General features: G+C 54.8%; 32 protein-coding genes. All 32 read right to left on the reverse strand.

Translation table 11 applies throughout. The annotated features are described in order from the left end of the window. Nucleotides 1-15: 15 nt before the first annotated feature. Nucleotides 16-1,032, reverse strand: coding sequence for a DNA-directed RNA polymerase subunit alpha (locus tag RA157_RS01310; protein ID WP_350334683.1), 1,017 nt, complete (start codon nt 1,030-1,032; stop codon nt 16-18). A gap of 104 nt (nt 1,033-1,136) precedes the next feature. Continuing rightward, nucleotides 1,137-1,526: a 30S ribosomal protein S11 gene (rpsK, locus tag RA157_RS01315; RefSeq protein ID WP_350334684.1), complete on the reverse strand. Its 390-nt coding sequence runs from the start codon at nt 1,524-1,526 to the stop codon at nt 1,137-1,139. Nucleotides 1,527-1,590: 64 nt separating this feature from the next. Continuing rightward, nucleotides 1,591-1,959 (reverse strand): 30S ribosomal protein S13, encoded by a 369-nt coding sequence (gene rpsM, locus RA157_RS01320; protein ID WP_350334685.1) that lies wholly within the window; start codon nt 1,957-1,959, stop codon nt 1,591-1,593. A 189-nt stretch (nt 1,960-2,148) separates the two neighbouring features. Further along, nucleotides 2,149-2,721, reverse strand: coding sequence for an adenylate kinase (locus RA157_RS01325; RefSeq protein WP_350334686.1), 573 nt, complete (start codon nt 2,719-2,721; stop codon nt 2,149-2,151). Continuing rightward, complete coding sequence (gene secY, locus RA157_RS01330) at nt 2,718-4,052, reverse strand: preprotein translocase subunit SecY (protein WP_350334687.1); 1,335 nt, start codon at nt 4,050-4,052, stop codon at nt 2,718-2,720. Before secY ends, RA157_RS01325 begins: the two co-directional genes overlap by 4 nt. 33 nt (nt 4,053-4,085) lie before the next feature. Beyond that, entirely contained in the window at nt 4,086-4,556 is a 471-nt protein-coding gene (gene rplO, locus RA157_RS01335) for a 50S ribosomal protein L15 (protein ID WP_350334688.1), read from the reverse strand. A 16-nt stretch (nt 4,557-4,572) separates the two neighbouring features. Continuing rightward, nucleotides 4,573-4,776: a 50S ribosomal protein L30 gene (gene rpmD / locus RA157_RS01340; RefSeq protein WP_350334689.1), complete on the reverse strand. Its 204-nt coding sequence runs from the start codon at nt 4,774-4,776 to the stop codon at nt 4,573-4,575. A gap of 44 nt (nt 4,777-4,820) precedes the next feature. Further along, complete coding sequence (gene rpsE / locus RA157_RS01345; protein WP_350334690.1) at nt 4,821-5,363, reverse strand: 30S ribosomal protein S5; 543 nt, start codon at nt 5,361-5,363, stop codon at nt 4,821-4,823. Between the two features lie 39 nt (nt 5,364-5,402). Next, nucleotides 5,403-5,765, reverse strand: coding sequence for a 50S ribosomal protein L18 (gene rplR, locus RA157_RS01350; protein ID WP_350334691.1), 363 nt, complete (start codon nt 5,763-5,765; stop codon nt 5,403-5,405). Between the two features lie 12 nt (nt 5,766-5,777). Then, entirely contained in the window at nt 5,778-6,311 is a 534-nt protein-coding gene (rplF, locus tag RA157_RS01355) for a 50S ribosomal protein L6 (RefSeq protein WP_350334692.1), read from the reverse strand. Nucleotides 6,312-6,359: 48 nt separating this feature from the next. Continuing rightward, nucleotides 6,360-6,758 (reverse strand): 30S ribosomal protein S8, encoded by a 399-nt coding sequence (gene rpsH / locus RA157_RS01360; protein WP_350334693.1) that lies wholly within the window; start codon nt 6,756-6,758, stop codon nt 6,360-6,362. Between the two features lie 11 nt (nt 6,759-6,769). After that, nucleotides 6,770-7,075: a 30S ribosomal protein S14 gene (rpsN, locus tag RA157_RS01365; RefSeq protein ID WP_350334694.1), complete on the reverse strand. Its 306-nt coding sequence runs from the start codon at nt 7,073-7,075 to the stop codon at nt 6,770-6,772. A 27-nt stretch (nt 7,076-7,102) separates the two neighbouring features. Continuing rightward, nucleotides 7,103-7,660 carry a 50S ribosomal protein L5 gene (gene rplE, locus RA157_RS01370; RefSeq protein WP_350334695.1) on the reverse strand — a complete coding sequence of 186 codons (558 nt, stop codon included), beginning with the start codon at nt 7,658-7,660 and terminating at the stop codon, nt 7,103-7,105. After that, nucleotides 7,653-7,970 (reverse strand): 50S ribosomal protein L24, encoded by a 318-nt coding sequence (rplX, locus tag RA157_RS01375; RefSeq protein ID WP_350334696.1) that lies wholly within the window; start codon nt 7,968-7,970, stop codon nt 7,653-7,655. The genes rplE and rplX overlap by 8 nt, the downstream gene beginning before the upstream one ends. A 1-nt stretch (nt 7,971) precedes the next feature. Beyond that, nucleotides 7,972-8,340, reverse strand: a complete 369-nt coding sequence (gene rplN / locus RA157_RS01380) for a 50S ribosomal protein L14 (RefSeq protein ID WP_350334697.1) — start codon at nt 8,338-8,340, stop codon at nt 7,972-7,974. A 62-nt stretch (nt 8,341-8,402) separates the two neighbouring features. Beyond that, nucleotides 8,403-8,633: a 30S ribosomal protein S17 gene (gene rpsQ / locus RA157_RS01385; protein WP_350334698.1), complete on the reverse strand. Its 231-nt coding sequence runs from the start codon at nt 8,631-8,633 to the stop codon at nt 8,403-8,405. A gap of 10 nt (nt 8,634-8,643) precedes the next feature. After that, complete coding sequence (gene rpmC / locus RA157_RS01390) at nt 8,644-8,844, reverse strand: 50S ribosomal protein L29 (RefSeq protein WP_350334699.1); 201 nt, start codon at nt 8,842-8,844, stop codon at nt 8,644-8,646. 25 nt (nt 8,845-8,869) lie between these two features. Then, nucleotides 8,870-9,283, reverse strand: coding sequence for a 50S ribosomal protein L16 (gene rplP / locus RA157_RS01395; protein WP_350334700.1), 414 nt, complete (start codon nt 9,281-9,283; stop codon nt 8,870-8,872). Between the two features lie 32 nt (nt 9,284-9,315). Then, nucleotides 9,316-10,044: a 30S ribosomal protein S3 gene (gene rpsC / locus RA157_RS01400; RefSeq protein WP_350334701.1), complete on the reverse strand. Its 729-nt coding sequence runs from the start codon at nt 10,042-10,044 to the stop codon at nt 9,316-9,318. After that, a complete protein-coding gene (gene rplV, locus RA157_RS01405; RefSeq protein ID WP_350334702.1) occupies nt 10,044-10,424 on the reverse strand; it encodes a 50S ribosomal protein L22 in 381 nt (126 codons plus the stop codon). Before rplV ends, rpsC begins: the two co-directional genes overlap by 1 nt. Nucleotides 10,425-10,426: 2 nt before the next feature. Next, nucleotides 10,427-10,705: a 30S ribosomal protein S19 gene (gene rpsS / locus RA157_RS01410; protein ID WP_350334703.1), complete on the reverse strand. Its 279-nt coding sequence runs from the start codon at nt 10,703-10,705 to the stop codon at nt 10,427-10,429. Nucleotides 10,706-10,716: 11 nt separating this feature from the next. Continuing rightward, a complete protein-coding gene (gene rplB, locus RA157_RS01415) occupies nt 10,717-11,556 on the reverse strand; it encodes a 50S ribosomal protein L2 (protein ID WP_350334704.1) in 840 nt (279 codons plus the stop codon). Between the two features lie 28 nt (nt 11,557-11,584). Continuing rightward, nucleotides 11,585-11,878 carry a 50S ribosomal protein L23 gene (locus RA157_RS01420; RefSeq protein WP_350334705.1) on the reverse strand — a complete coding sequence of 98 codons (294 nt, stop codon included), beginning with the start codon at nt 11,876-11,878 and terminating at the stop codon, nt 11,585-11,587. Further along, entirely contained in the window at nt 11,875-12,495 is a 621-nt protein-coding gene (gene rplD, locus RA157_RS01425; RefSeq protein ID WP_350334706.1) for a 50S ribosomal protein L4, read from the reverse strand. The genes RA157_RS01420 and rplD overlap by 4 nt, the downstream gene beginning before the upstream one ends. Further along, nucleotides 12,492-13,211 carry a 50S ribosomal protein L3 gene (rplC, locus tag RA157_RS01430; RefSeq protein ID WP_350334707.1) on the reverse strand — a complete coding sequence of 240 codons (720 nt, stop codon included), beginning with the start codon at nt 13,209-13,211 and terminating at the stop codon, nt 12,492-12,494. The genes rplD and rplC overlap by 4 nt, the downstream gene beginning before the upstream one ends. 25 nt (nt 13,212-13,236) lie before the next feature. Further along, nucleotides 13,237-13,545 carry a 30S ribosomal protein S10 gene (gene rpsJ / locus RA157_RS01435; RefSeq protein ID WP_350334708.1) on the reverse strand — a complete coding sequence of 103 codons (309 nt, stop codon included), beginning with the start codon at nt 13,543-13,545 and terminating at the stop codon, nt 13,237-13,239. Between the two features lie 60 nt (nt 13,546-13,605). Continuing rightward, nucleotides 13,606-14,796, reverse strand: coding sequence for an elongation factor Tu (gene tuf, locus RA157_RS01440; RefSeq protein WP_350334709.1), 1,191 nt, complete (start codon nt 14,794-14,796; stop codon nt 13,606-13,608). A gap of 49 nt (nt 14,797-14,845) precedes the next feature. Next, nucleotides 14,846-16,921 carry an elongation factor G gene (gene fusA, locus RA157_RS01445; RefSeq protein WP_350334710.1) on the reverse strand — a complete coding sequence of 692 codons (2,076 nt, stop codon included), beginning with the start codon at nt 16,919-16,921 and terminating at the stop codon, nt 14,846-14,848. Between the two features lie 20 nt (nt 16,922-16,941). After that, the gene (gene rpsG, locus RA157_RS01450; RefSeq protein WP_350334711.1) at nt 16,942-17,412 is read right to left on the reverse strand and encodes a 30S ribosomal protein S7; all 471 of its coding nucleotides are present in this window, start codon (nt 17,410-17,412) and stop codon (nt 16,942-16,944) included. Between the two features lie 22 nt (nt 17,413-17,434). Then, complete coding sequence (gene rpsL, locus RA157_RS01455; protein WP_350334712.1) at nt 17,435-17,806, reverse strand: 30S ribosomal protein S12; 372 nt, start codon at nt 17,804-17,806, stop codon at nt 17,435-17,437. Nucleotides 17,807-18,270: 464 nt separating this feature from the next. After that, nucleotides 18,271-22,482 (reverse strand): DNA-directed RNA polymerase subunit beta', encoded by a 4,212-nt coding sequence (gene rpoC / locus RA157_RS01460; RefSeq protein WP_350334713.1) that lies wholly within the window; start codon nt 22,480-22,482, stop codon nt 18,271-18,273. 88 nt (nt 22,483-22,570) lie between these two features. Further along, nucleotides 22,571-26,710, reverse strand: coding sequence for a DNA-directed RNA polymerase subunit beta (gene rpoB, locus RA157_RS01465; protein ID WP_350334714.1), 4,140 nt, complete (start codon nt 26,708-26,710; stop codon nt 22,571-22,573). Nucleotides 26,711-26,747 lie beyond the last annotated feature (37 nt).

The following is a 26,747-nucleotide window of genomic DNA, read 5'->3' on the forward strand; positions in this document are numbered from 1 at the left end:
CCGTGGGATTGTCTCTTAGTACTGATCTTCAAAACGCTTGGCCAGGTCTTCAATATTTTCCGGCGGCCAATTGGACACTTCCATACCGAGATGGAGGCCCATTGAAGCAAGTACTTCCTTGATTTCGTTAAGCGACTTCCGACCGAAGTTCGGCGTACGCAGCATTTCTGCTTCCGTCTTCTGAATAAGGTCGCCGATGTAAACGATGTTGTCGTTCTTCAGGCAGTTGGCCGAACGGACAGACAGTTCCAGTTCGTCCACCTTCTTCAGGAGAGCCGGGTTGAACGCCAGTTCCGGTGCCTGCTCTTCGACGACTTCCTTTTCCGGCTCTTCAAAGTTGATGAAGATGGAAAGCTGGTCCTGAAGAATACGCGCGGAATAGGCAATTGCGTCTTCCGGCGTGATAGACCCGTCTGTTTCAACGGTCAGCGTCAGCTTGTCATAGTCGAGAACCTGTCCTTCACGGGTGTTTTCCACCTTGTAAGACACTTTCTTGACCGGCGAATAAAGGCTGTCGACCGGAATAAGACCGATCGGAGCATCTTCCGGACGGTTGCGGTCAGCAGGAACATAGCCCTTGCCCACATCAACCGTGAATTCCATGCGAACTTCCGCGCCCTCATCGAGGGTGCAGATCACATGATCCGGATTGAGGATCTCGATATCACCAACAACCTGAATATCTCCAGCACGGACAACGCCCGGGCCTTCCTTGCGCACAACCATGCGTTTCGGACCTTCACCACCCATCTTGATGGCGATTTCCTTCACATTCAGAACGATATCGGTCACGTCTTCCCGAACACCGGCGATTGATGAGAATTCATGCAGAACACCATCAATCTGCAGCGCCGTTACAGCGGCACCCTGAAGCGATGACAGCAGAATACGACGCAGAGCATTGCCGAGCGTCAGACCAAACCCGCGCTCAAGCGGTTCAGCTGTCACAGTCGCAATCCGGTCAGGCTCATCGCCCGGTTTGACGTCGAGCTTTGTCGGTTTAATCAGCTCTTGCCAGTTCTTCTGGATCACGTCTAACCCCTTCCTTGTCTCAGTAAGCCACTAAAGTGTGGCGGAATGCTCCGGTCTGCCGCCAGCAGCCGGAGCGCTGCTGAGTCAATTCGACCTACAATCAATCAGACGCGACGACGCTTGCGCGGACGGCATCCGTTGTGCGGAATAGGCGTCACGTCGCGGATGGACGTGATGGTAAAACCAGCAGCCTGAAGCGCACGAAGAGCAGATTCACGACCAGAGCCCGGACCGCGGACTTCAACTTCAAGGGTCTTCATGCCATGTTCAGCTGCCTTGCGGCCCGCATCCTCGGCAGCCATCTGAGCCGCATAAGGGGTCGATTTACGAGATCCCTTAAAGCCCATTGCACCGGCGGAAGACCACGAAATCGCATTGCCCTGCGCATCCGTGATGGTGATTTTGGTGTTGTTGAATGTCGCGCTGACATGAGCAACGCCGGAGGTAATGTTTTTACGCTCACGGCGGCGAACGCGCGTTGCATCCTTAGCCATACTTTTTTCCTTACGATCTCAAGCGCCGCCGTAATGCCAGCGGCTACACCGGGAAACCGGCGTGTTACTTCTTCTTACCTGCAATCGGCTTAGCCGGACCCTTGCGGGTGCGGGCATTGGTGTGAGTGCGCTGACCGCGAACCGGAAGGTTACGACGGTGACGCAGGCCACGATAGCAACCAAGGTCCATGAGACGCTTGATGTTCATCGCGGTCTGACGACGCAGGTCACCTTCCACCATGTGATCACGATCGATCACTTCGCGGATCTGAACGACTTCTGCGTCTGACAACTCATTGACCCGACGTTCGGCCGGAATGCTCACCTGATCGATGATTTCCTGGGCCTTAGTCGAACCGATGCCATGAATGTACTGAAGCGCGATTACAACACGCTTGTTCGTCGGAATGTTGACGCCAGCAATACGGGCCACGCCTATTCTCCTTTTTGACGACCGATACAATCAGTCGCCGTTTCATAGTCACCAAATGATGGGAACGAAACAGCATCAAGCCGGCAACGCATCCCAAAAGGATCCGGCACCGACCGAAACAAACTTCGATTGGTGCCGGTTAATAAAGGATTCCACTACCCTTCGTCAACAGAAGAGATGCAACCCTGTTCAGTTAGCAGCCAGAATCTTGTCGATAGCTGCTGCAACATCTTCAATCGACGCCATTCCGTCGACAGTAGATAGCATATCCCGCTCTGCATAATAGGCTGAGAGCGGAGCTGTCTGTTCGTGATAAACAGCCAGACGTTTCTTCAAAGTCTCGGCATTGTCATCGGCACGCGCACCGCCGGTTTCCTTGGCGCGCTGCTCAATACGACCGAGAAGTGCCTCATCATCCACCACCAGCTCAACAACTGCGTTGAGCTGCATGCCCTTCGCTTCAAGAAGAGCACTCAGGGCATCCGCCTGGGCAATGGTGCGCGGGAAGCCGTCCAGGATAAAACCATTGGCACAATCCGGCTCATCGATCCTGTCGGAAATGATGGAGCAGATGATATCGTCGGAGACAAGCTCACCACGATCCATCACGGCCTTGGCTTTCAGACCAACCTCAGTCTCAGCGGCAACCGCTGCCCGGAGCATATCGCCCGTTGAAAGCTGAACGATCTTGTGATTCGTAACCAGACGTTCTGCCTGCGTGCCTTTACCTGCCCCCGGAGGGCCGAGAAGAATAAGTCTCACCGACGTTTACCCCTTAGCTTGGCCTTCTTGACGAGCCCTTCATACTGGTGCGCGAGCAAGTGACCCTGGATCTGCGATACTGTATCCATCGTCACACTCACAACGATCAGCAACGACGTTCCGCCAAAATAGAACGGCACACCTGTCGCCAAAATTAGAAATTCGGGTAACAGACAAACGATAACCAGATAGATCGCACCAACAACAGAGATACGCGTCAGAACGTAGTCAATGTGCTGCGCGGTGCGCTCACCCGGACGAATGCCAGGAATGAAACCGCCATGCTTCTTCAGGTTATCCGCCGTATCAGCAGGATTGAATACAATGGCAGTATAGAAAAAGGCGAAAAAGACGATCAAGGCAGCATAAAGGGCCATATAGAGCGGCTGACCATGACCAACCAGCGCATTAAGCGTTACCAGCCAGTCCGGACCGCCCTGCTGGGCTGTAAAGCTTGTCATTGTCGCAGGCATCAGCAGCAGCGATGATGCAAAGATCGGCGGAATAACACCGGCTGTGTTCAGCTTCAGCGGCAGATGCGATGATTCGCCCTGGAACATGCGGTTACCGACCTGACGCTTCGGATACTGGATGATCAGGCGACGCTGGGCCCGCTCCACGAAGACGATAAAGGCGATTACAACAACCGACAGAGCAATCATGCCGAGGATCAGCGGTGTGGACAGCGCGCCCTGACGGCCAAGCTCAAGCGTTCCGGCGATGGCTGACGGAAGTTCAGCAACAATACCGGCGAAGATAATCAGAGAGATACCATTACCAATGCCGCGTGCGGTGATCTGCTCACCAAGCCACATCAGGAAGACCGTACCGCCAACCAGGGTCACAACTGTTGTGAACCGGAAGAACATGCCCGGGTCTTCAACAATGTTGGTGCCACTTTCAAGGCCGACTGAAATGCCATAGGCCTGCAGTGTCGCCAGGAACACTGTACCGTAGCGGGTGTACTGGTTGATGGTCTTGCGCCCCTGCTCGCCCTCTTTCTTGAGCTGCTCAAGAGATGGGACCACAGAGGTCATCAGCTGAATGATAATGGATGCGGAGATGTAGGGCATAATGCCCAGGGCGAAAATCGCCATCCGGCTGACCGCACCGCCGGAAAACATGTTGAACAGGCCAACAATACCCGTCTGGGCCTGGTTGAACGCCTGTGCAAGCGCTTCCGGGTTGATACCCGGAAGCGGAATGTAGGTGCCTAACCGATAAACCAACAGAGCGCCGAGGGTGAACCAAATACGTTTCTTCAGTTCTTCGGCCTTGGCGAATGCTGAAAAGTTCAGATTCGCCGCCAATTGTTCTGCGGCAGATGCCATACTCTATCGCTCCGGTTTGGCAAACAGTCTTCGTTATTCTGCAGAGGAACCCGCAACAGCGACGGAGCCACCTGCTTTTTCCACAGCAGCAACAGCTGCTTTGGAGGCACCTTCGATCTGGAAGGTAACCGCAGACGTGATTTCACCGTCAGCCAGGAGGCGAACACCATCTTTGATGCGCTTCAGAACACCGGCTTCCTTGAGAGAAGCTGCTGTAACCGGAGCGCCTGCATCCAACTTGCCTGCGTCAATAGCCTGCTGAATGCGGCCAACGGAGACAATGTTGAAATTTTTGGCAAAGATATTGGTGAAGCCACGCTTCGGAAGACGACGATGCAATGGCATCTGGCCGCCTTCAAAGCCTTTGATCGCTACACCTGAGCGAGACTTCTGACCTTTAACGCCACGACCGCCGGTCTTGCCGGTGCCGGATCCGATGCCGCGACCAACGCGCTTGCGTGCCTTGGTTGCGCCTTCGTTATCGCGAATGTCGTTCAACTTCATGGTTCAACGTCCCGCGTTAGGCTTCGTCTACAACACGAACCAGGTGCTGAACCTTACGGATCATACCCCGGACTTCAGGTGTGTCCTGAAGTGTGCTGCGACGGCGTATTTTGTTCAAGCCCAGACCGATCAGCGTAGCACGCTGGTCGGCCGGACGGCGAAGTGGGCTTCCGGTCTGCTCTACGGTAACCGTCTTGCCCTCAGCTTTGGAATTGCTCATTTGCAGCTCCCTGATCCTTTAGATCGTTATCAACCGCGCTGCCGTCAAGCTTCCGCAGTACCACCGTCGACTTCACGACGACGGGACTGGATAGCGGAAACCTTCAGACCGCGACGAGCGGCAACCGCACGCGGGCTGTCTTCACGCGCCAGAGCATCAAACGTCGCACGAACCATGTTGTACGGGTTTGAGGTGCCCAGCGACTTGGCAACAATATCCTGAATGCCAAGCGTTTCGAAAACAGCACGCATCGGACCACCGGCGATGATACCTGTACCAGCCGGTGCGGAACGGAGCACAACGCGCCCTGCCCCGTGACGACCCTGCACATCATGGTGCAGTGTACGGCCTTCGCGCAGCGGAACACGGATCATGCTGCGCTTGGCAGCTTCCGTAGCCTTGCGGATTGCTTCCGGCACTTCACGTGCCTTACCGTGACCGAAGCCGACACGGCCTTTCTGATCGCCAACGACGACAAGGGCTGCAAAACCGAAACGGCGGCCACCCTTGACTACTTTGGCTACGCGATTGATATGGACCAGCTTGTCCACAAATTCACTATCGCGCTCTTCTCGCTCTCTAGCCATCGTTTTCTTCCCGATTTGCTCTTAACGCTTCAGAGCGCGTTAGAAATTCAAACCACCTTCACGAGCGGCATCGGCAAGAGCCTTTACACGTCCGTGATAGATATATGAGCCGCGATCAAACACGACGTCCTTAATACCCGCCGCTGCAGCACGCTCTGCAATGAGCTTGCCGATTACAACAGCTGCTTCCGCGTTACCGCCGGTTTTCACCTGTTCACGCAGATCTTTTTCCAGAGTGGAAGCAGATGCCAGGGTAAGACCCTTAGCGTCATCAATGATCTGTGCGTAGATGTTCTTCGACGAACGGAATACGCTGAGGCGCGGACGACCATTGGCCGCAGCCTTGATAGAACGGCGGACCCGCTGGGCGCGGCGTTCTGTTTTGGTCTTGGGCGTTGCCATGGATAAGCCCCGTTACTTCTTCTTGCCTTCCTTGCGGAAGATCGTTTCATCAGAATATTTGATACCTTTGCCTTTGTAAGGCTCAGGCGGGCGGAAACTTCTGATTTCAGCAGCTACCTGACCAACTTTCTGTTTGTCGATACCATTGATAACGACTTCTGTTGGCTTCGGGCACTGAATCTGAATGCCATCCGGGATCGCGTAGGATACGTCGTGGCTGAAGCCCAGAGCCAACTGAAGGTTGGAGCCCTGTACCTGAGCACGATAACCAACGCCGTTGATATCAAGTTTCTTCTCGAAACCGTCTGTTACGCCGGTCAGAAGATTTGAAATCATCGTACGGGTCATGCCCCACTGGGAGCGAGACCGCTTGCTTTCATCACGAGGGGTAACGACGATACCATCGTCGGTTACTTCCACCGTAACGTCTTTTGTGAAGTTAAACGCCAAAGCACCTTTGGCGCCCTTCACTGAAACCGTCTGTCCAGAGATTTCCGCAGTAACTCCCTGCGGCATCTGAACCGGTTTTTTACCAATCCGTGACATGTTACCGACCTGTCCGGTTAGCGTTAATCCGACAAGGTTCCTGTCGCGTTAGAAGACGCGACAGAGCACCTCACCACCGACATTCTCTTCGCGAGCCAAGTGATCAGCCATCACACCTTTCGGAGTCGAAAGGATGGAGATGCCCAGTCCGTTAGCAACGCGCGGAATGTTTTTCACCGAAGCGTATACACGACGACCCGGCTTCGAGATCCGCTCGATCGTACGGATGACAGGTTCGCCATCATAGTACTTCAGCTCGATTTCGATTTCGGACTTGCCGTTATCAAACTCAACAGTGGTGTAGCCGCGAATGAAACCTTCGGACTGCAGCACATCGAGTACACGCTGACGAAGCCGGGAATCCGGGCTCGTCACTTTATTTTTCTTCCGCATCTGCGCATTGCGGATACGGGTGAGCATATCGCCCAAGGGATCGGTCATTGACATGGAACCGCTCCTTACCAGCTCGACTTGACGAGACCCGGGATCAGACCTTGCGATCCCAGTTCACGAAGTGCAATACGAGACATTTTCAACTTGCGATAATAACCGCGCGGACGACCAGAAACTTCACACCGGTTACGGATGCGAATTTTCGCGGAGTTCCGCGGCAGCTCAGCAAGCTTGAGACGAGCCTTGAACCGCTCTTCCAGAGAGAGAGATTCGTCCTTCGCGGCTGCTTTCAGAGCAGCACGCTTGGCGGCATACTTGTTAACAAGCCGGATACGCCGGTTGTTCTTTTCGGTAGCGCTTTTCTTAGCCATACTTCTGTCCTCGCTAAACCTTACCGATCACTGCCGGAACGGGAAGTTGAACGCCTTCAGAAGGGCCCGCGCCTCGTCGTCCGTCTTTGCAGTCGTGCAAACGATGACGTCCATGCCCAAAATCTGGTCCACTTTGTCGTAGTCGATCTCAGGAAACACGATGTGCTCCTTGATACCCATGGCGAAGTTGCCGCGACCATCGAAGCTCTTCGGGTTCAGACCACGGAAGTCACGAACACGCGGGAGAGCGATATTGACCAGACGGTCAACGAATTCGAACATCTGGGTCTTGCGAAGGGTAACCTTGCAGCCCAGCGGCATCTGTTCACGAACCTTGAAGCCGGCAATCGACTTGCGAGCATGCGTGATGATGGCCTTCTGACCAGCAATCAGGCTCAGCTCCTCAGCAGCTGCCTTGACTTTTTTCGTGTCATTGACGGCTTCACCAACGCCCATGTTGATAACAACTTTATCCAGGCGCGGGATTTCCATCGGGTTTTTGTAGCCGAACTCTTCGACCATTTTGGTGCGGATTGCGTCGTTATACTGCGACTTCAACCGCGGAATATAGCTAGCCTCAGCCATCGATCAGATCTCCCGAACGCTTGGCGAAACGAACCTTGCTGCCGTCCTCAAGTGTCTTGAAGCCAACGCGGGTTGCCTGACCGTCTTTCGGATCGGCAACTGCGAGGTTGGACAGCGCAATCGGCGCTTCTTTCGAGATAATTCCGCTTTCCTGGGTCTGGGTCTGACGCTGGTGACGCTTCACCATGTTGATACCCTGAACCAGTGCGCGGCCTTCGCTCGGCAGGACCTTCAGAACTTCGCCGGAACGGCCTTTGTCCTTGCCCGCCAGTACGACAACACGGTCGCCCTTTTTAATCTTGGCAGCCATATTAAAGCACCTCCGGAGCCAGCGAGATGATCTTCATATGGTTCCGGGCGCGCAGTTCACGCGGGACCGGGCCGAAGATACGGGTACCAACCGGTTCTTTATTGTTGTTCACCAAGACTGCTGCATTGCGGTCAAAACGGATAACACTTCCGTCCGGACGACGAATGTCCTTGGCCGTACGAACGACCACGGCTTTCATCACCTGACCTTTTTTAACGCGGCCGCGCGGGATTGCCTCTTTAACGCTGACAACAATGATGTCGCCAACGCTGGCATATTTCCGCTTGGAGCCGCCCAGCACCTTGATGCACATGACGCGACGAGCACCGGAATTATCGGCTACGTCGAGATTTGTTTGCATCTGAATCATAACTGGTCGCCTTTTTCATCGTCGGCAGATCATCACCGACGTTGGACCTCACTCTGGAACGTTTAGCCGTTTACAACGACCCAACGCTTGTTCTTTGAGATCGGCTTGCTTTCCTGAATGAAAACATTGTCGCCGACTTTACAACTGTTGGCTTCGTCGTGAGCCTGGTAGTTTTTCGTACGACGCACCGTCTTCTTGAGAAGCGGATGCGTAAAACGACGTTCTACCTTCACAACAACCGTCTTGTTGTTTTTGTCGGAAACAACGGTTCCCTGAAGCACGCGTTTCGGCATAACTGTCTCCTTACGCCTGCTCTGCTGCGCGTTTTTCCGCAGCGATCGTCAAGACCCGGGCAATGTCCTTGCGGACTGCGTTCACCCGAGCCGTGTTTTCCAGCTGTCCCGTCGCTTGCTGAAAGCGAAGGTTGAACTGTTCTTTCTTCAACGAGGCCAGCTCATCATTGAGCTGGTCAAGTGTCATTGCGCGAATATCTGTTGCCTTCATGGCTAACCCCTGTTCCTAAGGCCGCCTAGTCGGCAATACGCTGAATGAAGCGTGTCTTGATCGGCAGCTTGGCCGATGCCAGACGCAGTGCTTCACGCGCTACCGGCTCTGATACACCATCAATTTCGAACATGATCCGGCCAGGTTTGACGCGGCATGCCCAATATTCAGGCGAACCCTTACCTTTACCCATACGGACTTCGGTCGGTTTTGACGTGACCGGAAGATCCGGGAAAATGCGAATCCATACGCGCCCTGCACGGCGCATATGGCGAGTCATTGCACGACGGGCTGCTTCGATCTGACGTGCGGTGATACGTGCCGGCTCAACTGCCTTGATCCCGTAGGATCCGAAGTTGAGGGACGTACCGCCTTTAGCAACGCCATGGATGCGGCCCTTGTGCTGCTTACGGAATTTCGTACGCTTCGGCTGCAGCATCTTACTTCTCTCTCGCTCTCAACGCCGTCCGATCAGGACGCATTATCGCGGCGACGTCCGCCCTGGCGACGATTTTCATTACCGCCCTCGGAGCCACCTTCTGTTGCACGACGTTCGGACGCCATCGGATCATGTTCCATGATGTCGCCCTTGAAGACCCAAACCTTGATACCGCAGATGCCGTATGCTGTTTCAGCTTCAGCAGTGCCGTAATCAATGTCAGCACGCAGTGTGTGAAGCGGAACGCGGCCTTCGCGATACCATTCGGTCCGGGCAATCTCGGCACCGCCAAGACGGCCACCGCAGTTGATCCGGATACCGCCAGCGCCAAGACGCATGGCAGACTGAACAGCACGCTTCATGGCACGACGGAAAGCCACACGACGCTCAAGCTGCTGAGCAATCGACTGGGCAACCAGGTTGGCATCGGTTTCCGGCTTACGAACTTCCACAATGTTGATGTGGACTTCGCTGTCGGTGATCTCGCCAACTTTCTTGCGCAGCTTGTCGATGTCAGCGCCTTTTTTACCGATCACAAGACCCGGACGGGCTGAATGAATGGTAACGCGGCATTTCTTGTGCGGGCGCTCAATAACGATCTTGGAAACAGCAGCCTGCTTCAGAAGCTTCATCAGCATCTTGCGGATACGGATGTCTTCATGCAGCAGGTCGCCATATTCACCGGTGGCCGCAAACCAACGGGAATCCCAGGTCCGGTTAATACCGAGACGCAGACCGATCGGATTTACTTTATGTCCCATCAGGCGGACTCCTCAACTTCGCGAACCACAATCGTCAGATGTGAGAACGGCTTCTGAATGCGACCGACACGACCACGAGCACGCGGCTGCCAACGCTTCATCACCAGACCTTTGCCAACATGCGCTTCTGCAACAACCAGCGAATCAACATCAAGATCGTGGTTGTTTTCCGCATTTGCGATGGCTGATTCAAGTGTCTTTTTCACATCTCCGGCAATCCGTTTGCGAGAGAAGGTCAAATCCGCCAGAGCGGAGGCAACCTTCTTGCCACGGATTGTCGCAGCGACCAGATTCAGCTTCTGCGGGCTTACCCGAATATTCCGGGTAATTGCGCGCGCTTCATTATCACCGAGCACACGCTCGCGCTTCGCCTTACCCATCGTTACTTCCTCTTCGCCTTTTTGTCCGCAGCGTGACCGTAATAGGTGCGCGACGGTGCAAATTCGCCGAACTTATGTCCAACCATATCTTCCGATACCAGGACAGGAACGTGTTTCTTGCCGTTGTAGACGCCAAAAGTCAGGCCGACGAACTGCGGGAGAATCGTCGAGCGCCGGCTCCAGATTTTGATTACATCGTTTCGGCCGGACGAACGTGCCGTCTCGGCTTTCTTCAGGAGGTAACCGTCTACAAACGGACCTTTCCATACAGAACGAGCCACCGTTCGCTCCCTTACTTGTTCTTCTTACGCAGATGACGACTGCGCAGAATGAATTTATCCGTAGCCTTGTTAGACCGGGTCCGTTTGCCCTTCGTCGGCTTGCCCCATGGCGTAACCGGATGACGGCCACCAGAGGTACGACCTTCACCACCACCGTGCGGGTGATCGATCGGGTTCATGGCAACACCGCGAACAGATGGGCGCTTGCCGAGCCAACGGGAGCGACCAGCTTTACCAAGGCTTGTGTTTGCGTGATCGGGGTTGGATACAGCACCAACCGTCGCCATGCAAGAGCCATGTACAAGACGCTGCTCGCCAGAGTTAAGACGAAGGATCGCATAACCCTGATCGCGGCCCACATACTGAACGTAAGCACCGGCTGAACGAGCGATCTGACCGCCCTTGCCTGGCTTGAGTTCGACGTTGTGCACGATCGTTCCGACCGGCATGCTGGCCAGCGGCATCGCGTTACCCGGCTTGATGTCGGCTTTCTCGGAAGAGATAACCGTTGCACCAACTGCCAGACGCTGCGGAGCCAGGATGTAGGCCTGCTCGCCGTCCTGATACGTGATCAGGGCGATGAATGCTGAGCGGTTCGGGTCATATTCCAGACGCTCAACAGTTGCCGGTACATCGAATTTACGACGCTTGAAGTCAATCAGACGGTAAGCGCGCTTGTGACCACCACCACGACGACGGGCTGTAATACGGCCCGTGTTGTTGCGGCCACCGGACTTTGTCAGGCCTTCGGTCAGTTTCTTGACCGGCTTGCCCTTCCAGAGACCGGAACGATCAACGATCACCAGCTCGCGCTGGCCCGGTGTGGTCGGTTTAAAAGTTTTAAGTGCCATGGCTGAAGCCTGTCCTTAAACCTGTGCCTTAAAGACCGGTGGTCACGTCGATGGACTGACCGTCTTCAAGAGTTACAATTGCCTTCTTGACGTCGGACTGACGTCCCGGAATGCCGCGGAAGCGCTTGCTCTTGCCCTTCCGGACCAGCGTGTTGACGCTCTTCACCTTGACGGAGAACAGAGCTTCAACAGCCTTCTTGATGTCCGGCTTGGACGCATCGCTTGAAACGTTGAAAACAATTTTGTTTTCTTCAGAAGCGAGCGTGGACTTTTCCGTCAGCACCGGGCTCCGGATGATGTCGTAATACCTGAGGTTGGTCATTTGAACCGCTCCTCCAGTGCGCTGACAGCAGCTTTCGTCAGAACCAGTGTTTCATGACGAAGGATGTCATACACGTTGATGCCCTGAACCGGCAGAACGTCAACATGCGGGATGTTGCGTGCAGCCAGGGAGAAATTCGTGTCGAGCTCGGAACCGTCAATGATCAGAGCATTGGACAGGCCCAGTGCACCGAACTGGTCTCTCAGAGCCTTCGTCTTGGCTTCAGCGGCTTTCGCATCTTCCAGAACGATCAGGGTCTGATCTTTCGCCTTGGTCGACAGAGCATGCTTCAGAGCCAGAGCGCGGATCTTCTTCGGCAGGTCATGGGCATGGCTGCGAACAACCGGGCCAAATGCCTTACCACCACCACGGAACTGAGGAGCAGAACGGGCACCATGACGTGCACGACCACCACCCTTCTGACGACCAAACTTGGCACCTGTCATCCGGATTTCTGCACGCTGCTTGGACTTATGCGTACCGGACTGGCGCTTTGCCAGCTGGTAGCGAACCATGCGGTGCAGGATGTCCTCACGTGGATCAAGGCCGAAAATCTCATCGGACAGATCCACGTTACCGGAAGCTTTGCCCTCAAGGGTTTTTACTTCGAGTTTCATTCTTCACCCCCTTCGGATGCAGCTTCGGCTTCTGCAGCAGCAGCGGCGCGAACGGCACCCGGTGTCGGAACACCTTCCGGAAGAGCGCGCTTGACAGCATCACGAACCAGGATCCAGCCACCTTTTGAACCAGGGACAGAACCCTGAACCAGGATCAGGCCACGTTCTGCGTCCGTGCGGACAACGCGGAGATTCTGGGTGGTGACCCGCTCAGCGCCCATGTGACCGGCCATCTTCTTACCTTTGAAGACTTTGCCCGGATCCTGACACTGACCGGTAGAACCATGTGAACGGTGGCTGATGGAGACGCCGTGAGACGCACGCAGACCACCGAAATTGTGACGCTTCATAGCACCGGCGAAGCCTTTACCGATCGATGTACCGGTTACGTCAACAAACTGACCGGCTACAAAATGATCGGCTGTAAGCTCGGAGCCAACCTCAATGAGGTTGTCCGGGGAAACCCGGAATTCAGCGAGCTTACGCTTCGGCTCAACCTTGGCAACGGCAAAATGGCCGCGCATTGGCTTGGAAACGTTTTTTACTTTTGCGGAACCGACGCCGAGCTGCAGCGCTGTGTATCCGTTTGCCTCTTCAGTCCGCTGAGCGACAACCTGGCAGTTCTCCAGCTTGAGAACTGTTACCGGTACGTGCTCACCCGCATCGTTATAGATGCGTGTCATGCCGACTTTCTGGGCGATCAATCCTGAACGCATAATGATCCGTCCTCTCTTCGCCGACTTAGAGCTTGATCTCGACGTCGACACCAGCCGCAAGGTCAAGCTTCATCAAAGCATCGACGGTCTGCGGGGTTGGCTCGATAATGTCAAGCAGCCGCTTGTGGGTCCGGATTTCAAACTGTTCGCGGCTCTTCTTATCGATGTGCGGCGAACGGTTAACTGTGAATTTCTCGATCCGTGTAGGCAGAGGGACTGGGCCCCGTACCTGGGCACCCGTGCGTTTCGCCGTATTGACGATTTCCCGGGTCGATGCATCGAGAATACGATGATCAAACGCCTTAAGACGGATCCGGATGTTCTGGCCGTTCATTTGGTTAAATCCTCAAAGAACCGGGATGCATTGTTATTGCATCCCGTCTTGATGCGTTTGTTATTCGACGATTGTTGCGACGATGCCGGCGCCGACGGTACGACCGCCTTCACGGATAGCGAAGCGCAGCTTCTCTTCCATAGCGATCGGCACGATCAGCTCAACATTCATTTCAACGTTGTCCCCAGGCATAACCATCTCGGTGCCTTCGTTCAGCGTAACAACGCCGGTCACATCCGTTGTACGGAAGTAGAACTGCGGACGGTAGTTCGTGAAGAACGGCGTATGACGACCACCCTCTTCTTTCGTCAGAATGTAGGCTTCTGCCTTGAACTTCGTGTGCGGGTTAACAGAACCCGGCTTACAAAGAACCTGGCCACGCTCAACTTTCTCACGGTCAATACCGCGAAGCAGTGCGCCGATGTTGTCGCCAGCTTCACCGCGGTCAAGCAGCTTGCGGAACATTTCAACGCCCGTGCAGGTCGTGGTCTGAGTGTCTTTGATACCAACGATCTCGATGGAATCACCAACATTGATCACGCCACGCTCAACACGACCGGTCACAACCGTACCACGGCCGGAGATCGAGAAAACGTCTTCGATCGGCATCAGGAACGGAAGGTCCATCGGACGGTCCGGGGTTGGGATGTAAGCGTCAACTTCAGCCATCAGCTTCTTGACAGCTTCACGGCCGATTGCCTCATCGCGGTTCTCAACGGCTGCAAGAGCAGAACCGGCTACGATGGGGATATCGTCGCCCGGGAAATCGTAGGAAGACAGAAGTTCACGAACTTCAAGCTCAACAAGCTCAAGAAGCTCTTCGTCGTCAACCTGGTCAACTTTGTTGAGGAACACAACGATAGCCGGAACACCAACCTGACGCGCAAGCAGAATGTGCTCGCGGGTCTGTGGCATCGGGCCGTCAGCTGCAGAACAGACCAGGATAGCGCCATCCATCTGGGCTGCACCGGTGATCATGTTCTTCACGTAGTCGGCGTGGCCTGGGCAGTCAACGTGGGCGTAGTGACGGTTGTCCGTCTCATACTCAACGTGAGCTGTCGAAATGGTGATGCCGCGGGCCTTCTCTTCAGGGGCAGCGTCAATCTCGTCATAAGCCTTAGCAGTCGCACCGCCAGCCTCAGCAAGCGTCATCGTAATAGCAGCAGTAAGCGTCGTCTTGCCGTGGTCAACGTGACCAATCGTGCCAATGTTTACGTGCGGTTTGCTGCGCTCAAATTTCTCTTTAGCCATCGGAAACTTCTCCGTAACTTACCTCTGAGAGGTCACATCTAAATCAGGATCAGGCGTATTTGGCCTGGACTTCGTCGGCCACCGCCTGCGGGACCTGCTCATAGTGATCGAACTGCATTGAGTACTGGGCACGGCCCTGAGACATAGAACGCAGGTTGTTCACATAGCCAAACATGTTGGCCAGCGGCACCATTGCATTGACAACAGTCGCGATACCGCGGGATTCTGTACCCGCAATCTGTCCGCGGCGGCTGTTAATGTCGCCAATGATGTCGCCCATATATTCTTCCGGCGTGACCACTTCCACTTTCATGATTGGCTCAAGAAGCTTCGGACCAGCTTTCTGACAGGCTTCGCGGAAACCGGCACGACCGGCGATTTCGAAGGCCAGAACACTGGAGTCAACGTCGTGGTATGCACCGTCCGTCAGGGTCGCCTTGATGTCGACCATCGGGAAGCCGGCGATCGGACCGGAAGTCATAACACTGCCGATACCTTTTTCAACGCCCGGGATGTATTCTTTCGGAACGTTACCGCCAACAACGGTTGATTCAAAGACGTAGCCCGCACCGACTTCTGCCGGCTCGATGGTCATCTTGACGCGAGCAAACTGACCGGAACCACCAGACTGCTTCTTGTGGGTATAATCCACATCGGCAGAACGGGTAATGGTTTCGCGGTAAGCAACCTGCGGCGCACCGATATTGGCTTCAACCTTGAACTCGCGCTTCATGCGGTCAACGATGATGTCCAGGTGAAGTTCGCCCATACCAGCAATGATGGTCTGGCCGGATTCTTCATCGGTTTTGACGCGGAAAGACGGATCTTCAGCAGCCAGGCGGTTGAGCGCGAGGCCCATCTTTTCCTGGTCGCCTTTGGTTTTCGGCTCAACAGCGATCTCGATAACCGGATCCGGGAATTCCATACGCTCAAGGATAACCGGCTTCAGCGGGTCACAAAGCGTATCACCTGTGGTGGTCAACTTCAGACCGGCAATAGCAACGATATCGCCTGCATATGCTTCCTTGATGTCTTCACGGGAGTTGGAGTGCATCTGCATCATACGACCGATACGCTCGCGCTTGTCTTTCACCGTGTTCATCAGGGAACCGCCGGTCTCCAGTTTACCAGAGTAGATGCGGCAGAAGGTCAGAGAGCCAACAAACGGGTCGTTGGCAATCTTGAACGCCAGCATGGAAAGCGGCTCTTCGTCAGAAGACTTACGCTCTGTTTCGCTGTCATCCTTCGGATCGATACCCTTAATGGCAGGAACTTCAACCGGGCTCGGCAGGTAATCAACAACAGCATCCAGAAGTGGCTGAACACCTTTGTTCTTGAAGGCCGTGCCGCAGAGGATTGGAACAAAAGTTCCATCAATCGTACCCTGACGGATGAGAGCCTGGACTTTCTCGACAGATGGCTCTTCGCCTTCGAGATAAGCTTCCATGGCTTCTTCGTCGAGCTCAACAGCAGCTTCGATCAGAGCTTCACGGTATTCCTGAGCACGATCAGCCAGATCAGCCGGGATATCTTCCTCGTGGAAGGAAGCGCCGAGGCTTTCAGCGTCCCAGATGATTGCTTTCATCTTCAGGAGATCAACAACACCGGCAAAATCGCTTTCAGCGCCGATTGGCAGCTGCAGGCAAAGCGGGTTGGCACCCAGGCGCTCCTTGATCATCTCAACTGAGCGATAGAAGTCAGCACCAAGCTTATCCATCTTGTTGACAAAGATCATACGAGGAACGTTGTACTTGTCAGCCTGACGCCAGACAGTTTCGGTCTGCGGTTCAACACCGGCGTTTGCATCGAGAAGAGCAACGGCACCATCAAGAACACGCAGGGAACGCTCAACTTCAATGGTGAAGTCAACGTGGCCTGGGGTGTCAATGATGTTCAGACGCTTGTCATTCCAGAAACAGGTGGTTGCAGCAGAGGTAATCGTGATGCCACGCTCCTGCTCCTGCTCCATCCAGTCCATGGTCGCAGCGCCATCATGAACTTCACCGATTTTGTGACTACGACCGGTGTAGTACAGAATACGCTCGGTCGTGGTCGTCTTGCCGGCGTCAATATGCGCCATGATACCGAAATTGCGGTAATCTTCGATTTTGTGGGTGCGGGACATTGCCTCAGCCTCAACCAGTCTTACCAGCGATAGTGCGAGAACGCGCGGTTGGCTTCAGCCATCCGGTGCGTGTCTTCACGCTTCTTGACGGCCGTACCACGGCCATTGGATGCATCGAGCAGCTCGCCGGACAGACGATCTACCATCGTGCGCTCATTGCGGTTCCGCGCAGCTGTGATCAGCCAGCGAATAGCCAGAGCCTGACGGCGCTCAGCGCGAACCTCTACAGGAACCTGATAGGTCGCACCACCAACACGGCGGGAGCGAACCTCAATCTGCGGCATGACATTTTCCAGAGCCTGATGAAACAGGACAACCGGATCTGACTTTGCCTTCTCCTCAACCTGATCGAGAGCGCCATAGACGATCCCTTCAGCTGTGGATTTCTTACCGTCCAGCATGATGCTGTTCATGAATTTTGAAATCACAACATCTCCGAACTTCGGATCCGGAATGATTTCACGCTTTTCGGCGCGGTGGCGACGAGACATATGCTAACTCCTCGCGTGCCGATTATTTCGGACGCTTTGCGCCGTACTTCGAACGACGCTGCTTACGATCTTTAACACCCTGCGTATCGAGTACGCCGCGAAGGATGTGGTAACGAACACCCGGCAAGTCTTTCACGCGACCGCCGCGGATCATGACAACGGAGTGTTCCTGGAGGTTGTGACCTACACCAGGAATATAGCCAATGACCTCAAAACCGTTGGTCAAACGTACCTTTGCCACCTTACGCAGAGCCGAGTTCGGCTTCTTCGGTGTGGTTGTGTAAACACGGGTACAAACACCACGCTTCTGAGGGCAGGCTTCCATAGCCGGCACCTTATTCCGCTTTGGCGGGGTCTTCCGCGGCTTGCGGATCAGCTGGTTAATCGTCGGCATGCTTAGCCCTTCACTTGTCCAAGCTCAAAAAATAAACTTAACTTGCAACGCTCGAGTCATAGGCGAATGGCGCCAATACCGTAAATTCAACGGCGGCGCTCCATGAACAGAGGATCCCACAGCCAAAACCGGGGATCATGCAAACGTCACTTTTTGACTTCTGTAAGCGGAGCAGCGTTTAAGAACAGAGTTCAAAGGAAGTCCAGAGAACGAGTCGTCCTTACCGCCTGCCCAGCAAGTGCGCGGAAACTACTGTCTCTCTGGGGTTTCGTCAAGATGGCCCGGAAAACTTTTTGCAGTTTCGCAGCTTGGGCCCGATACGAGCAAGAAACAGGTTTAACGGACCTCAAAGACGAAAGAAAGTTACTGCCCTTCCCGCGTCTATCCGCCAGCTTGCCTGATTCCAGCCAGACAACAAAAAAGGCCGCCCGAAGGCGGCCTTTAAAATCTTGAGAATCGCCTGCTTATTCAGCAGGTGCTTCCGGCTGGGAACCGCTTGCATCAAACAGCGCTTCCGCAGCATCCAGCGGCGTTTCTTCCTTCTCCGCTTCCAGAATGAGGTCATCCCGGTGAGACGCGATATTCTGGATACGGCTGATGGTTCCGCCGGTACCGGCCGGGATCAGGCGACCCACGATCACGTTCTCTTTCAGACCTTCGAGCGTATCGCTCTTACCATTCACAGCAGCCTCGGTCAGGACACGTGTTGTCTCCTGGAACGATGCGGCGGAGATGAAGGATCGAGTCTGCAGGCTGGCTTTGGTGATACCCAGCAGAACCGGAGATGCCTTGGCTTCCGTGCGGGCCTCATCCTTCAGACGCTCATTGACAGCATCCAGCTCAAGCCGATCGATCTGTTCACCTGGCAGGAAGTCTGAATCACCTGGATCGGAGACTTCAACCTTCTGCAGCATCTGGCGAACGATCACTTCAATATGCTTGTCGTTGATCGTCACACCCTGCAGACGGTAAACGTCCTGAATCTCGTTGACCAGATAAGCGGCCAGTGCCTCGACACCCTTAATAGCAAGAATGTCATGCGGCGCCGGGTTGCCGTCCAGAAGATAGTCACCCTTCTCGATCCAGTCGCCTTCCTGGAAGTGGAAGTGCTTGCCTTTCGGGATCAGGTATTCCACTGGCTCCATCGTCTCATCATCAGGCTCGATGATGATCCGGCGCTTGTTCTTGTAATCCCGACCGAAGCGGATGGTACCGGTCATCTCGGCGATCAGCGCGTGATCTTTCGGACGACGGGCTTCAAACAGTTCGGCAACGCGCGGCAGACCACCGGTAATATCCTTGGTCTTGGCGCTTTCCATCGGGATACGGGCCAGAACGTCACCGGCATGAACCTGGGAACCTGGCTCAACGGACAGGATGGCATCCACTGAAAGCTGGTAACGGGCATCACCGCCGCGAGACAGTTTCATCGGCTTGTCATCAGAGTCCTTGATCAGCATACCCGGTTTGAGGTTTGCACCACGAGGGCTTGCACGCCAGTCGATAACCGAGCGCTTGGAAATACCGGTCGCCTCGTCAGCGGATTCACTCATTGATACACCATCAACAAGATCTTCAAACTCAACAATACCGGAAACTTCCGTCAGGATCGGACGGGTATACGGATCCCATTCTGCAATCCGCTGACCACGTTTGATCTCATCGCCCTCGTCCACAAACAGACGGGAACCATAAGCCAGACGGTGCGCAGCCTGCTCATTGCCTTCGCTGTCAACGATGGCAACAACCATGTTGCGGCCCATGACCATCAGCTTGCCATCTGAATCGCGAACCACATTGCGGTTACGAGTCTGGATGGTGCCTTCGAAGTTCGATTCAACGAAGGAGGAGTCAACAACCTGTGCCGTACCACCAATATGGAAGGTACGCATGGTCAGCTGTGTACCCGGCTCACCAATCGACTGGGCCGCGATAACACCGACAGCCTCGCCAAAGTTGACGATTGTACCGCGTGCAAGGTCACGACCGTAGCACATCTGGCAAACGCCGGTTTTGGTCTCACAGGTCAGAACCGAACGGATACGAACGGTCTGAACGCCTGCTGCCTCAATCAGGTCCACATGCTTTTCTTCAAGCAATGTGTTGGCTGGCGCAATCACCTCACCCGTTGCCGGGCTGGTGATGTCATCTGCCGTGGTCCGTCCGAGGATACGCTGACCAAGTGTTGCAACGATCTGACCGGAGTCGACAACAGCCTGAACCGTGATGCCACCTTCAGATCCACAGTCGTGTTCGGTGACGATGGAATCCTGGGCAACGTCAACCAGACGACGGGTCAGATAACCGGAGTTCGCAGTCTTCAACGCCGTATCGGCAAGACCCTTACGGGCACCATGGGTGGAGTTGAAGTACTCAAGAACGGTCAGACCTTCCTTAAAGTTGGAAATGATCGGCGTCTCAATGATCTCACCGGACGGCTTGGCCATCAGGCCACGCATACCAGCCAGCTGTTTCATCTGGGCGGGTGAACCACGCGCACCGGAATGAGACATCATGTAGATCGAGTTGATCGGCTTCTGACGGTTGTTTTCCTCGTTCACCTGAACCGATGAAATACGCTTCATCATCTCGTCAGCAACGCGGTCCGTGCACTTCGCCCAGGCATCAACAACCTTGTTGTACTTCTCGCCCTGAGTGATCAGGCCGTCATTGTACTGCTGTTCATATTCCTTGGCGAGCTCGTGCGTCTCTTCCACAAGACCGGACTTTGTATCCGGGATCACCATGTCGTCCTTACCGAACGAGATACCTGCACGGCAGGCATTGGTGAAGCCGAGCTGCATGATCCGGTCACAGAAGATAACCGTCTCTTTCTGGCCGCAGGCACGATAGACCGTGTCGATCATCTTGGAGATGTCTTTCTTGGTCATCAGGCGGTTACAGATATCAAACGGCACTTCATGATGCTTCGGCAGAAGCTCACCGATCATCATACGACCAGGTGTGGTCTCATGAATACCGGAAACCACTTCGCCGTTTTCATCAATGGTTCTGAAACGGCCCTGGATCTTGGTGTGCAGCGTGATCGCACCGGTCTCAATCGCGTGATGCAGTTCGCCCATATTGGAGAAGGCCATACCCTCGCCCGGCTCATTGTCATTCATCAGCGACAAATAATAGAGACCCAGAACAATATCCTGCGACGGCACAATAATCGGGCTACCGTTGGCCGGGTGCAGAATGTTGTTGGTGGACATCATCAGAACACGGGCTTCAAGCTGAGCTTCCAGTGACAGCGGCACGTGAACGGCCATCTGGTCACCATCGAAGTCAGCGTTAAAGGCCGCACAAACCAGCGGATGAAGCTGGATTGCCTTGCCTTCGATCAGCGTCGGCTCGAATGCCTGAATGCCAAGACGGTGGAGCGTCGGCGCGCGGTTCAAGAGAACCGGATGCTCGCGGATCACCTCGTCCAGGATATCCCAGACTTCCGGCTTTTCCTTCTCAACAAGCTTTTTCGCCTGTTTGACCGTCGAGGAATAACCCTTGGCATCAAGACGCGCATAGATGAACGGCTTGAACAGTTCCAGAGCCATCTTCTTCGGCAGACCGCACTGATGCAGTTTCAGTTCCGGACCAACCACGATGACGGAACGGCCGGAATAGTCAACGCGCTTACCGAGAAGGTTCTGACGGAAACGGCCCTGCTTACCCTTCAGCATGTCACTGAGAGATTTCAGCGGACGCTTGTTGGCACCGGTGATGACACGGCCACGACGACCATTGTCGAACAGCGCGTCAACGGATTCCTGAAGCATACGCTTCTCGTTCCGGATGATGATGTCTGGCGCACGCAGCTCAATCAGGCGCTTGAGGCGGTTGTTACGGTTGATCACACGACGATAAAGGTCGTTCAGATCAGACGTCGCGAAACGGCCACCATCCAGCGGCACGAGCGGGCGCAGATCCGGTGGGATAACCGGCACGACTTTCAGGATCATCCATTCCGGACGGTTGCCGGATTCGATGAACGCGTCGATGACTTTGAGACGCTTGGCCAGTTTCTTCGGCTTCAGCTCTGTGGTGGCTTCAGCGATCTCGACCTTGATCTGCTCGCGAATGCGAACAAGATCCATGCTGGCCAGGATTTCATAGATAGCCTCGGCACCGATCATGGCAGTGAAGGAATCTTCGCCATACTCGTCCTGGGCACGGATGAAATCTTCCTCGGACAGAAGCTGATGCTCCTTCAGAGGTGTCAGGCCCGGCTCTGTGACCACATAGTTCTCAAAATAGAGAACCCGCTCAAGATCCTTGAGCGTCATGTCGAGCAGAAGACCGATCCGGCTCGGCAGAGACTTCAGGAACCAGATATGCGCAACCGGCGCTGCCAGTTCGATATGGCCCATACGCTCACGGCGCACACGGCTCAGTGTGACTTCCACGCCGCACTTCTCGCAGATGATGCCTTTATACTTCATCCGCTTGTACTTGCCGCACAGACATTCATAGTCCTTGATCGGACCGAAGATCCGAGCACAGAAAAGGCCATCACGTTCCGGTTTGAATGTCCGGTAGTTGATGGTTTCCGGCTTCTTGATCTCGCCGTAAGACCAGGACAGAATCTTTTCCGGGCTGGCGATCGAGATCTTGATTTGATCAAAGACCTGCGCCGGCGCCTGCGGATTGAACAGATTCATGACCTCTTGGTTCATCGGCTCTCTCCTTTAGGTCAGCGGGTCCGCAAGCCGGCGGCCCGCCCTAGAGACATTTCTTTCAACAATGAAGGCGGGACGCCGCGGATTATTCCGCAGCGTCCTGAGATTCTTCGGCCTCGTCTGCCGGATTGTACTGTGCGGAGTCCTTGAGTTCCACATTGAGACCAAGGGAACGCATTTCCTTGACCAGAACGTTGAAACTTTCCGGGATACCGGCTTCGAATGTGTCATCACCGCGAACAATGGCTTCATAAACCTTTGTACGACCGGCAACGTCATCCGATTTCACAGTCAGCATTTCCTGCAAGGTATAGGCGGCACCATAAGCTTCCAGAGCCCAGACCTCCATCTCACCGAAACGCTGTCCACCGAACTGAGCCTTACCACCAAGCGGCTGCTGGGTCACAAGGCTGTACGGGCCGATGGAACGGGCATGGATCTTGTCATCAACCAGGTGATGCAGCTTGAGCATATAGATATAGCCCATGGTCACCTTACGGTCGAATGGCTCACCTGTCCGGCCATCATAGAGCGTGGACTGACCGGATCCATCGAGACCGGCAAGTTCCAGCATGTCAACCACATCCGGCTCGCGGGCACCGTCAAAGACTGGCGTCGCGATGGAGACACCCTTGCGCAGGTGTTTGCCAAGCTCGATGACAGAGTCATCATCAAACGAGCTGACTTTCTCGTTCTTGAACGATCCGCTGTAGATATCGTCCAGAACACCACGCAACGGAGCAATGTCGCCCTGCTTCTTGTAGACATCAAGCATCTCGCCAACCTTGCGGCCCATACCGGCACAAGCCCAGCCCAGATGCGTTTCCAGAATCTGACCCACGTTCATACGGCTTGGAACGCCGAGCGGGTTGAGAACGATATCCGCATGGGTACCGTCTTCCAGATAAGGCATGTCTTCAATCGGCAGAATGCGGGAAACCACACCCTTGTTGCCGTGACGGCCAGCCATTTTATCGCCCGGCTGCAGCTTGCGCTTGATGGCGATAAAGACCTTGACCATCTTCATCACGCCCGGGGGCAGCTCATCACCGCGCTGGACTTTGTCGACCTTATCGATGAAACGCTGTTCGAGACGCTTGCGGCTCTCATCATACTGAGCCCGCAGCGCTTCCAGCTCGCCCATCAGGGTTTCATCATCAAAGGCAAACTGCCACCACTGACTGCGCGGGAAGTCCGACAGAACCTCATGGGACAGTTTCGTGTCCGCCTTGAAGCCTTTCGGGCCGCCGATCGCTGTGTTTTCAATCAGCATCTCTGCCAGACGACCATAGATGTTACGGTCCAGAATGGCCTGCTCATCGTCACGGTCTTTTGCGAGACGTTCGATCTCTTCACGCTCGATTGCCATAGCGCGTTCGTCTTTGTCGATGCCGTGGCGGTTGAATACGCGCACTTCAACGACCGTACCGAACGTGCCCGGAGGCATCCGCAGGGACGTGTCACGAACGTCAGAAGCTTTCTCACCGAAGATGGCCCGGAGGAGTTTTTCTTCCGGTGTCATCGGGCTTTCACCCTTCGGTGTGATCTTGCCGACGAGAATATCGCCTGGCTTCACTTCCGCACCGATATAGGTAATGCCGGCCTCATCGAGATTCTTCAGCGCTTCCTCGGAAACGTTCGGAATATCGCGAGTGATTTCTTCCGGTCCAAGCTTGGTGTCACGCGCCATCACTTCGAATTCCTCGATGTGAATGGAGGTGAACACGTCATCGCGCACGATACGCTCTGACAGCAGGATGGAATCCTCGAAGTTGTAACCGTTCCAAGGCATAAACGCGACAAGCACGTTCCGGCCAAGAGCCAGATCACCAAGATCCGTTGACGGGCCATCGGCGATGATCTCACCAGCCTGCACCCGGTCACCAACAGTCACCAGCGGACGCTGGTTGATGCAGGTTGACTGGTTGGAGCGCTGGAATTTCATCAGACGATAGATATCAACGCCGGACTTGGACGGGTCACGCTCTTCTGTTGCTCGGATAACAATACGGGTCGCATCCACCTGGTCCACAACACCGGTCCGGCGTGCGGCAATGGCGGCTCCGGAATCGCGTGCAACAACCGGCTCCATGCCTGTACCGACAAACGGTGCCTCGGCGCGAACCAGCGGCACAGCCTGACGCTGCATGTTGGAGCCCATCAGTGCGCGGTTGGCGTCATCGTTCTCGAGGAACGGGATGAGCGACGCGGCAACAGATACGAGCTGTTTCGGAGAAACGTCCATCAGGTCAGCACGATCACGCGGAACCATCATCACATCGCCAGCATGGCGCACAACGATCAGTTCTTCTGTGAAGAGGCCGTCATCATCAACGGAAGCGTTCGCCTGGGCAACGTAGTACTTCGCCTCTTCCATTGCGGAGAGATAGACGATTTCATCCGTTACCTTGCCATCTTTGACGCGCATATACGGGCTTTCGATGAAGCCGTATTTGTTGACGCGGGCGAAGGTGGCCAGCGAGTTGATGAGGCCGATGTTCGGGCCTTCCGGGGTCTCAATCGGGCAGATACGACCGTAATGGGTCGGATGCACGTCGCGAACCTCAAAGCCCGCACGTTCGCGGGTCAGACCACCCGGACCAAGCGCAGACAGACGACGCTTGTGGGTAATCTCGGACAGCGGGTTTGTCTGGTCCATGAACTGGGACAGCTGGGAAGATCCGAAGAATTCACGGACCGCAGCAGCAGCCGGTTTCGCATTGATCAGATCCTGCGGCATAACCGTGTCGATCTCGACGGAAGACATCCGCTCCTTGATCGCACGTTCCATACGCAGAAGACCGATGCGGTACTGGTTTTCCATCAGCTCGCCAACAGACCGGACACGACGGTTGCCGAGGTTATCGATGTCATCGATCTCACCCTTGCCGTCACGCAGCTCAAGCAGGGTGGAAATAACGCCCAGAATATCATCACGACGCAGAACGCGAACCGTATCGTCACACTGAAGGTCAAGACGCATGTTCATCTTCACGCGACCAACAGCAGACAGGTCATAGCGTTCGGAATCAAAGAACAACGACTGGAACATCGCTTCTGCGGTCTCGATGGTCGGCGGTTCACCAGGACGCATGACACGGTAGATGTCGAACAGAGCCGATTCACGGCTGTCATTCTTGTCGACAGACAGCGTGTTGCGGATATAGGCACCCACATTCACATGGTCGATATCCAGCGTTGCGATCTCGTCAAAGCCAGCATCCATCAGAATGCCGAGATTCTTCTCAACAATCTCTTCACCGGCTTCCGCATAGATCTCGCCGGTCTCGACGTTGACCATGTCTTCAGCCAGGTAACGGCCATAGAGGTCTTCGGAACGGACCTGCAGAGACTGGGTCCCATTGTCAGCCAGCTGACGGATCAGGCGTGCGGTAATTTTCTTGCCGGCTTCAACAATCACTTCACCGGAATCGGCGTCGATCAGGTCGGTGAGCGGCTTGCTGCCACGCAGGCTCTGCGGATCAAACGGAACGCGCCAGCCTTCAGCAGCCTTGCTGTAGACAACCTGGTTGTAGAAGGTCGTCAGGATCTCTTCGGAATCAAGGCCGAGAGCAAACAGCAGAGACGTTACCGGGATTTTGCGGCGACGGTCGATACGGGCATAGACAATGTCTTTCGCGTCAAACTCAATATCCAGCCAGGAGCCGCGATATGGAATGATGCGAGCAGCAAACAGAAGCTTGCCAGAGGAATGGCTCTTGCCCTTGTCATGGTCAAAGAACACGCCTGGAGAGCGGTGCATCTGAGAGACGATCACACGCTCGGTACCGTTGACGATAAAGGTACCGTGACCCGTCATGAAAGGCATATCGCCCATATAGACATCCTGTTCCTTGATGTCTTTGACGGATTTTGCTCCGGTGTCCTCATCGATATCAAACACGATCAGACGCAGGGTCACCTTCAGCGGCGCTGCGTAAGTCATGCCGCGCTGACGGCACTCCTCGGTGTCATACTTTGGCTGTTCGAACTCGTACTTGACGAATTCGAGCAGGGATGCACCCTGAAAATCAGAAATCGGAAATACAGAATTAAAGACAGCCTGAAGGCCATCTTCAATCCGACCACCCTTCGGTTCATCAACCTGAAGGAACTGATCATATGATGCCTTCTGAACCTCAATGAGGTTCGGCATCTCAGCAACTTCCTTGATGTGACCGAAGAATTTACGGATTCTTCTGCGACCGGAAAACGTGTTGGCCATATTCGTTCCTCGTATCGCTCCTGAGACGACAGTCCGG

It is taken from the genome of Coralliovum pocilloporae, from assembly GCF_030845175.1.
Classification (GTDB): domain Bacteria; phylum Pseudomonadota; class Alphaproteobacteria; order Rhizobiales; family Cohaesibacteraceae; genus Coralliovum; species Coralliovum pocilloporae.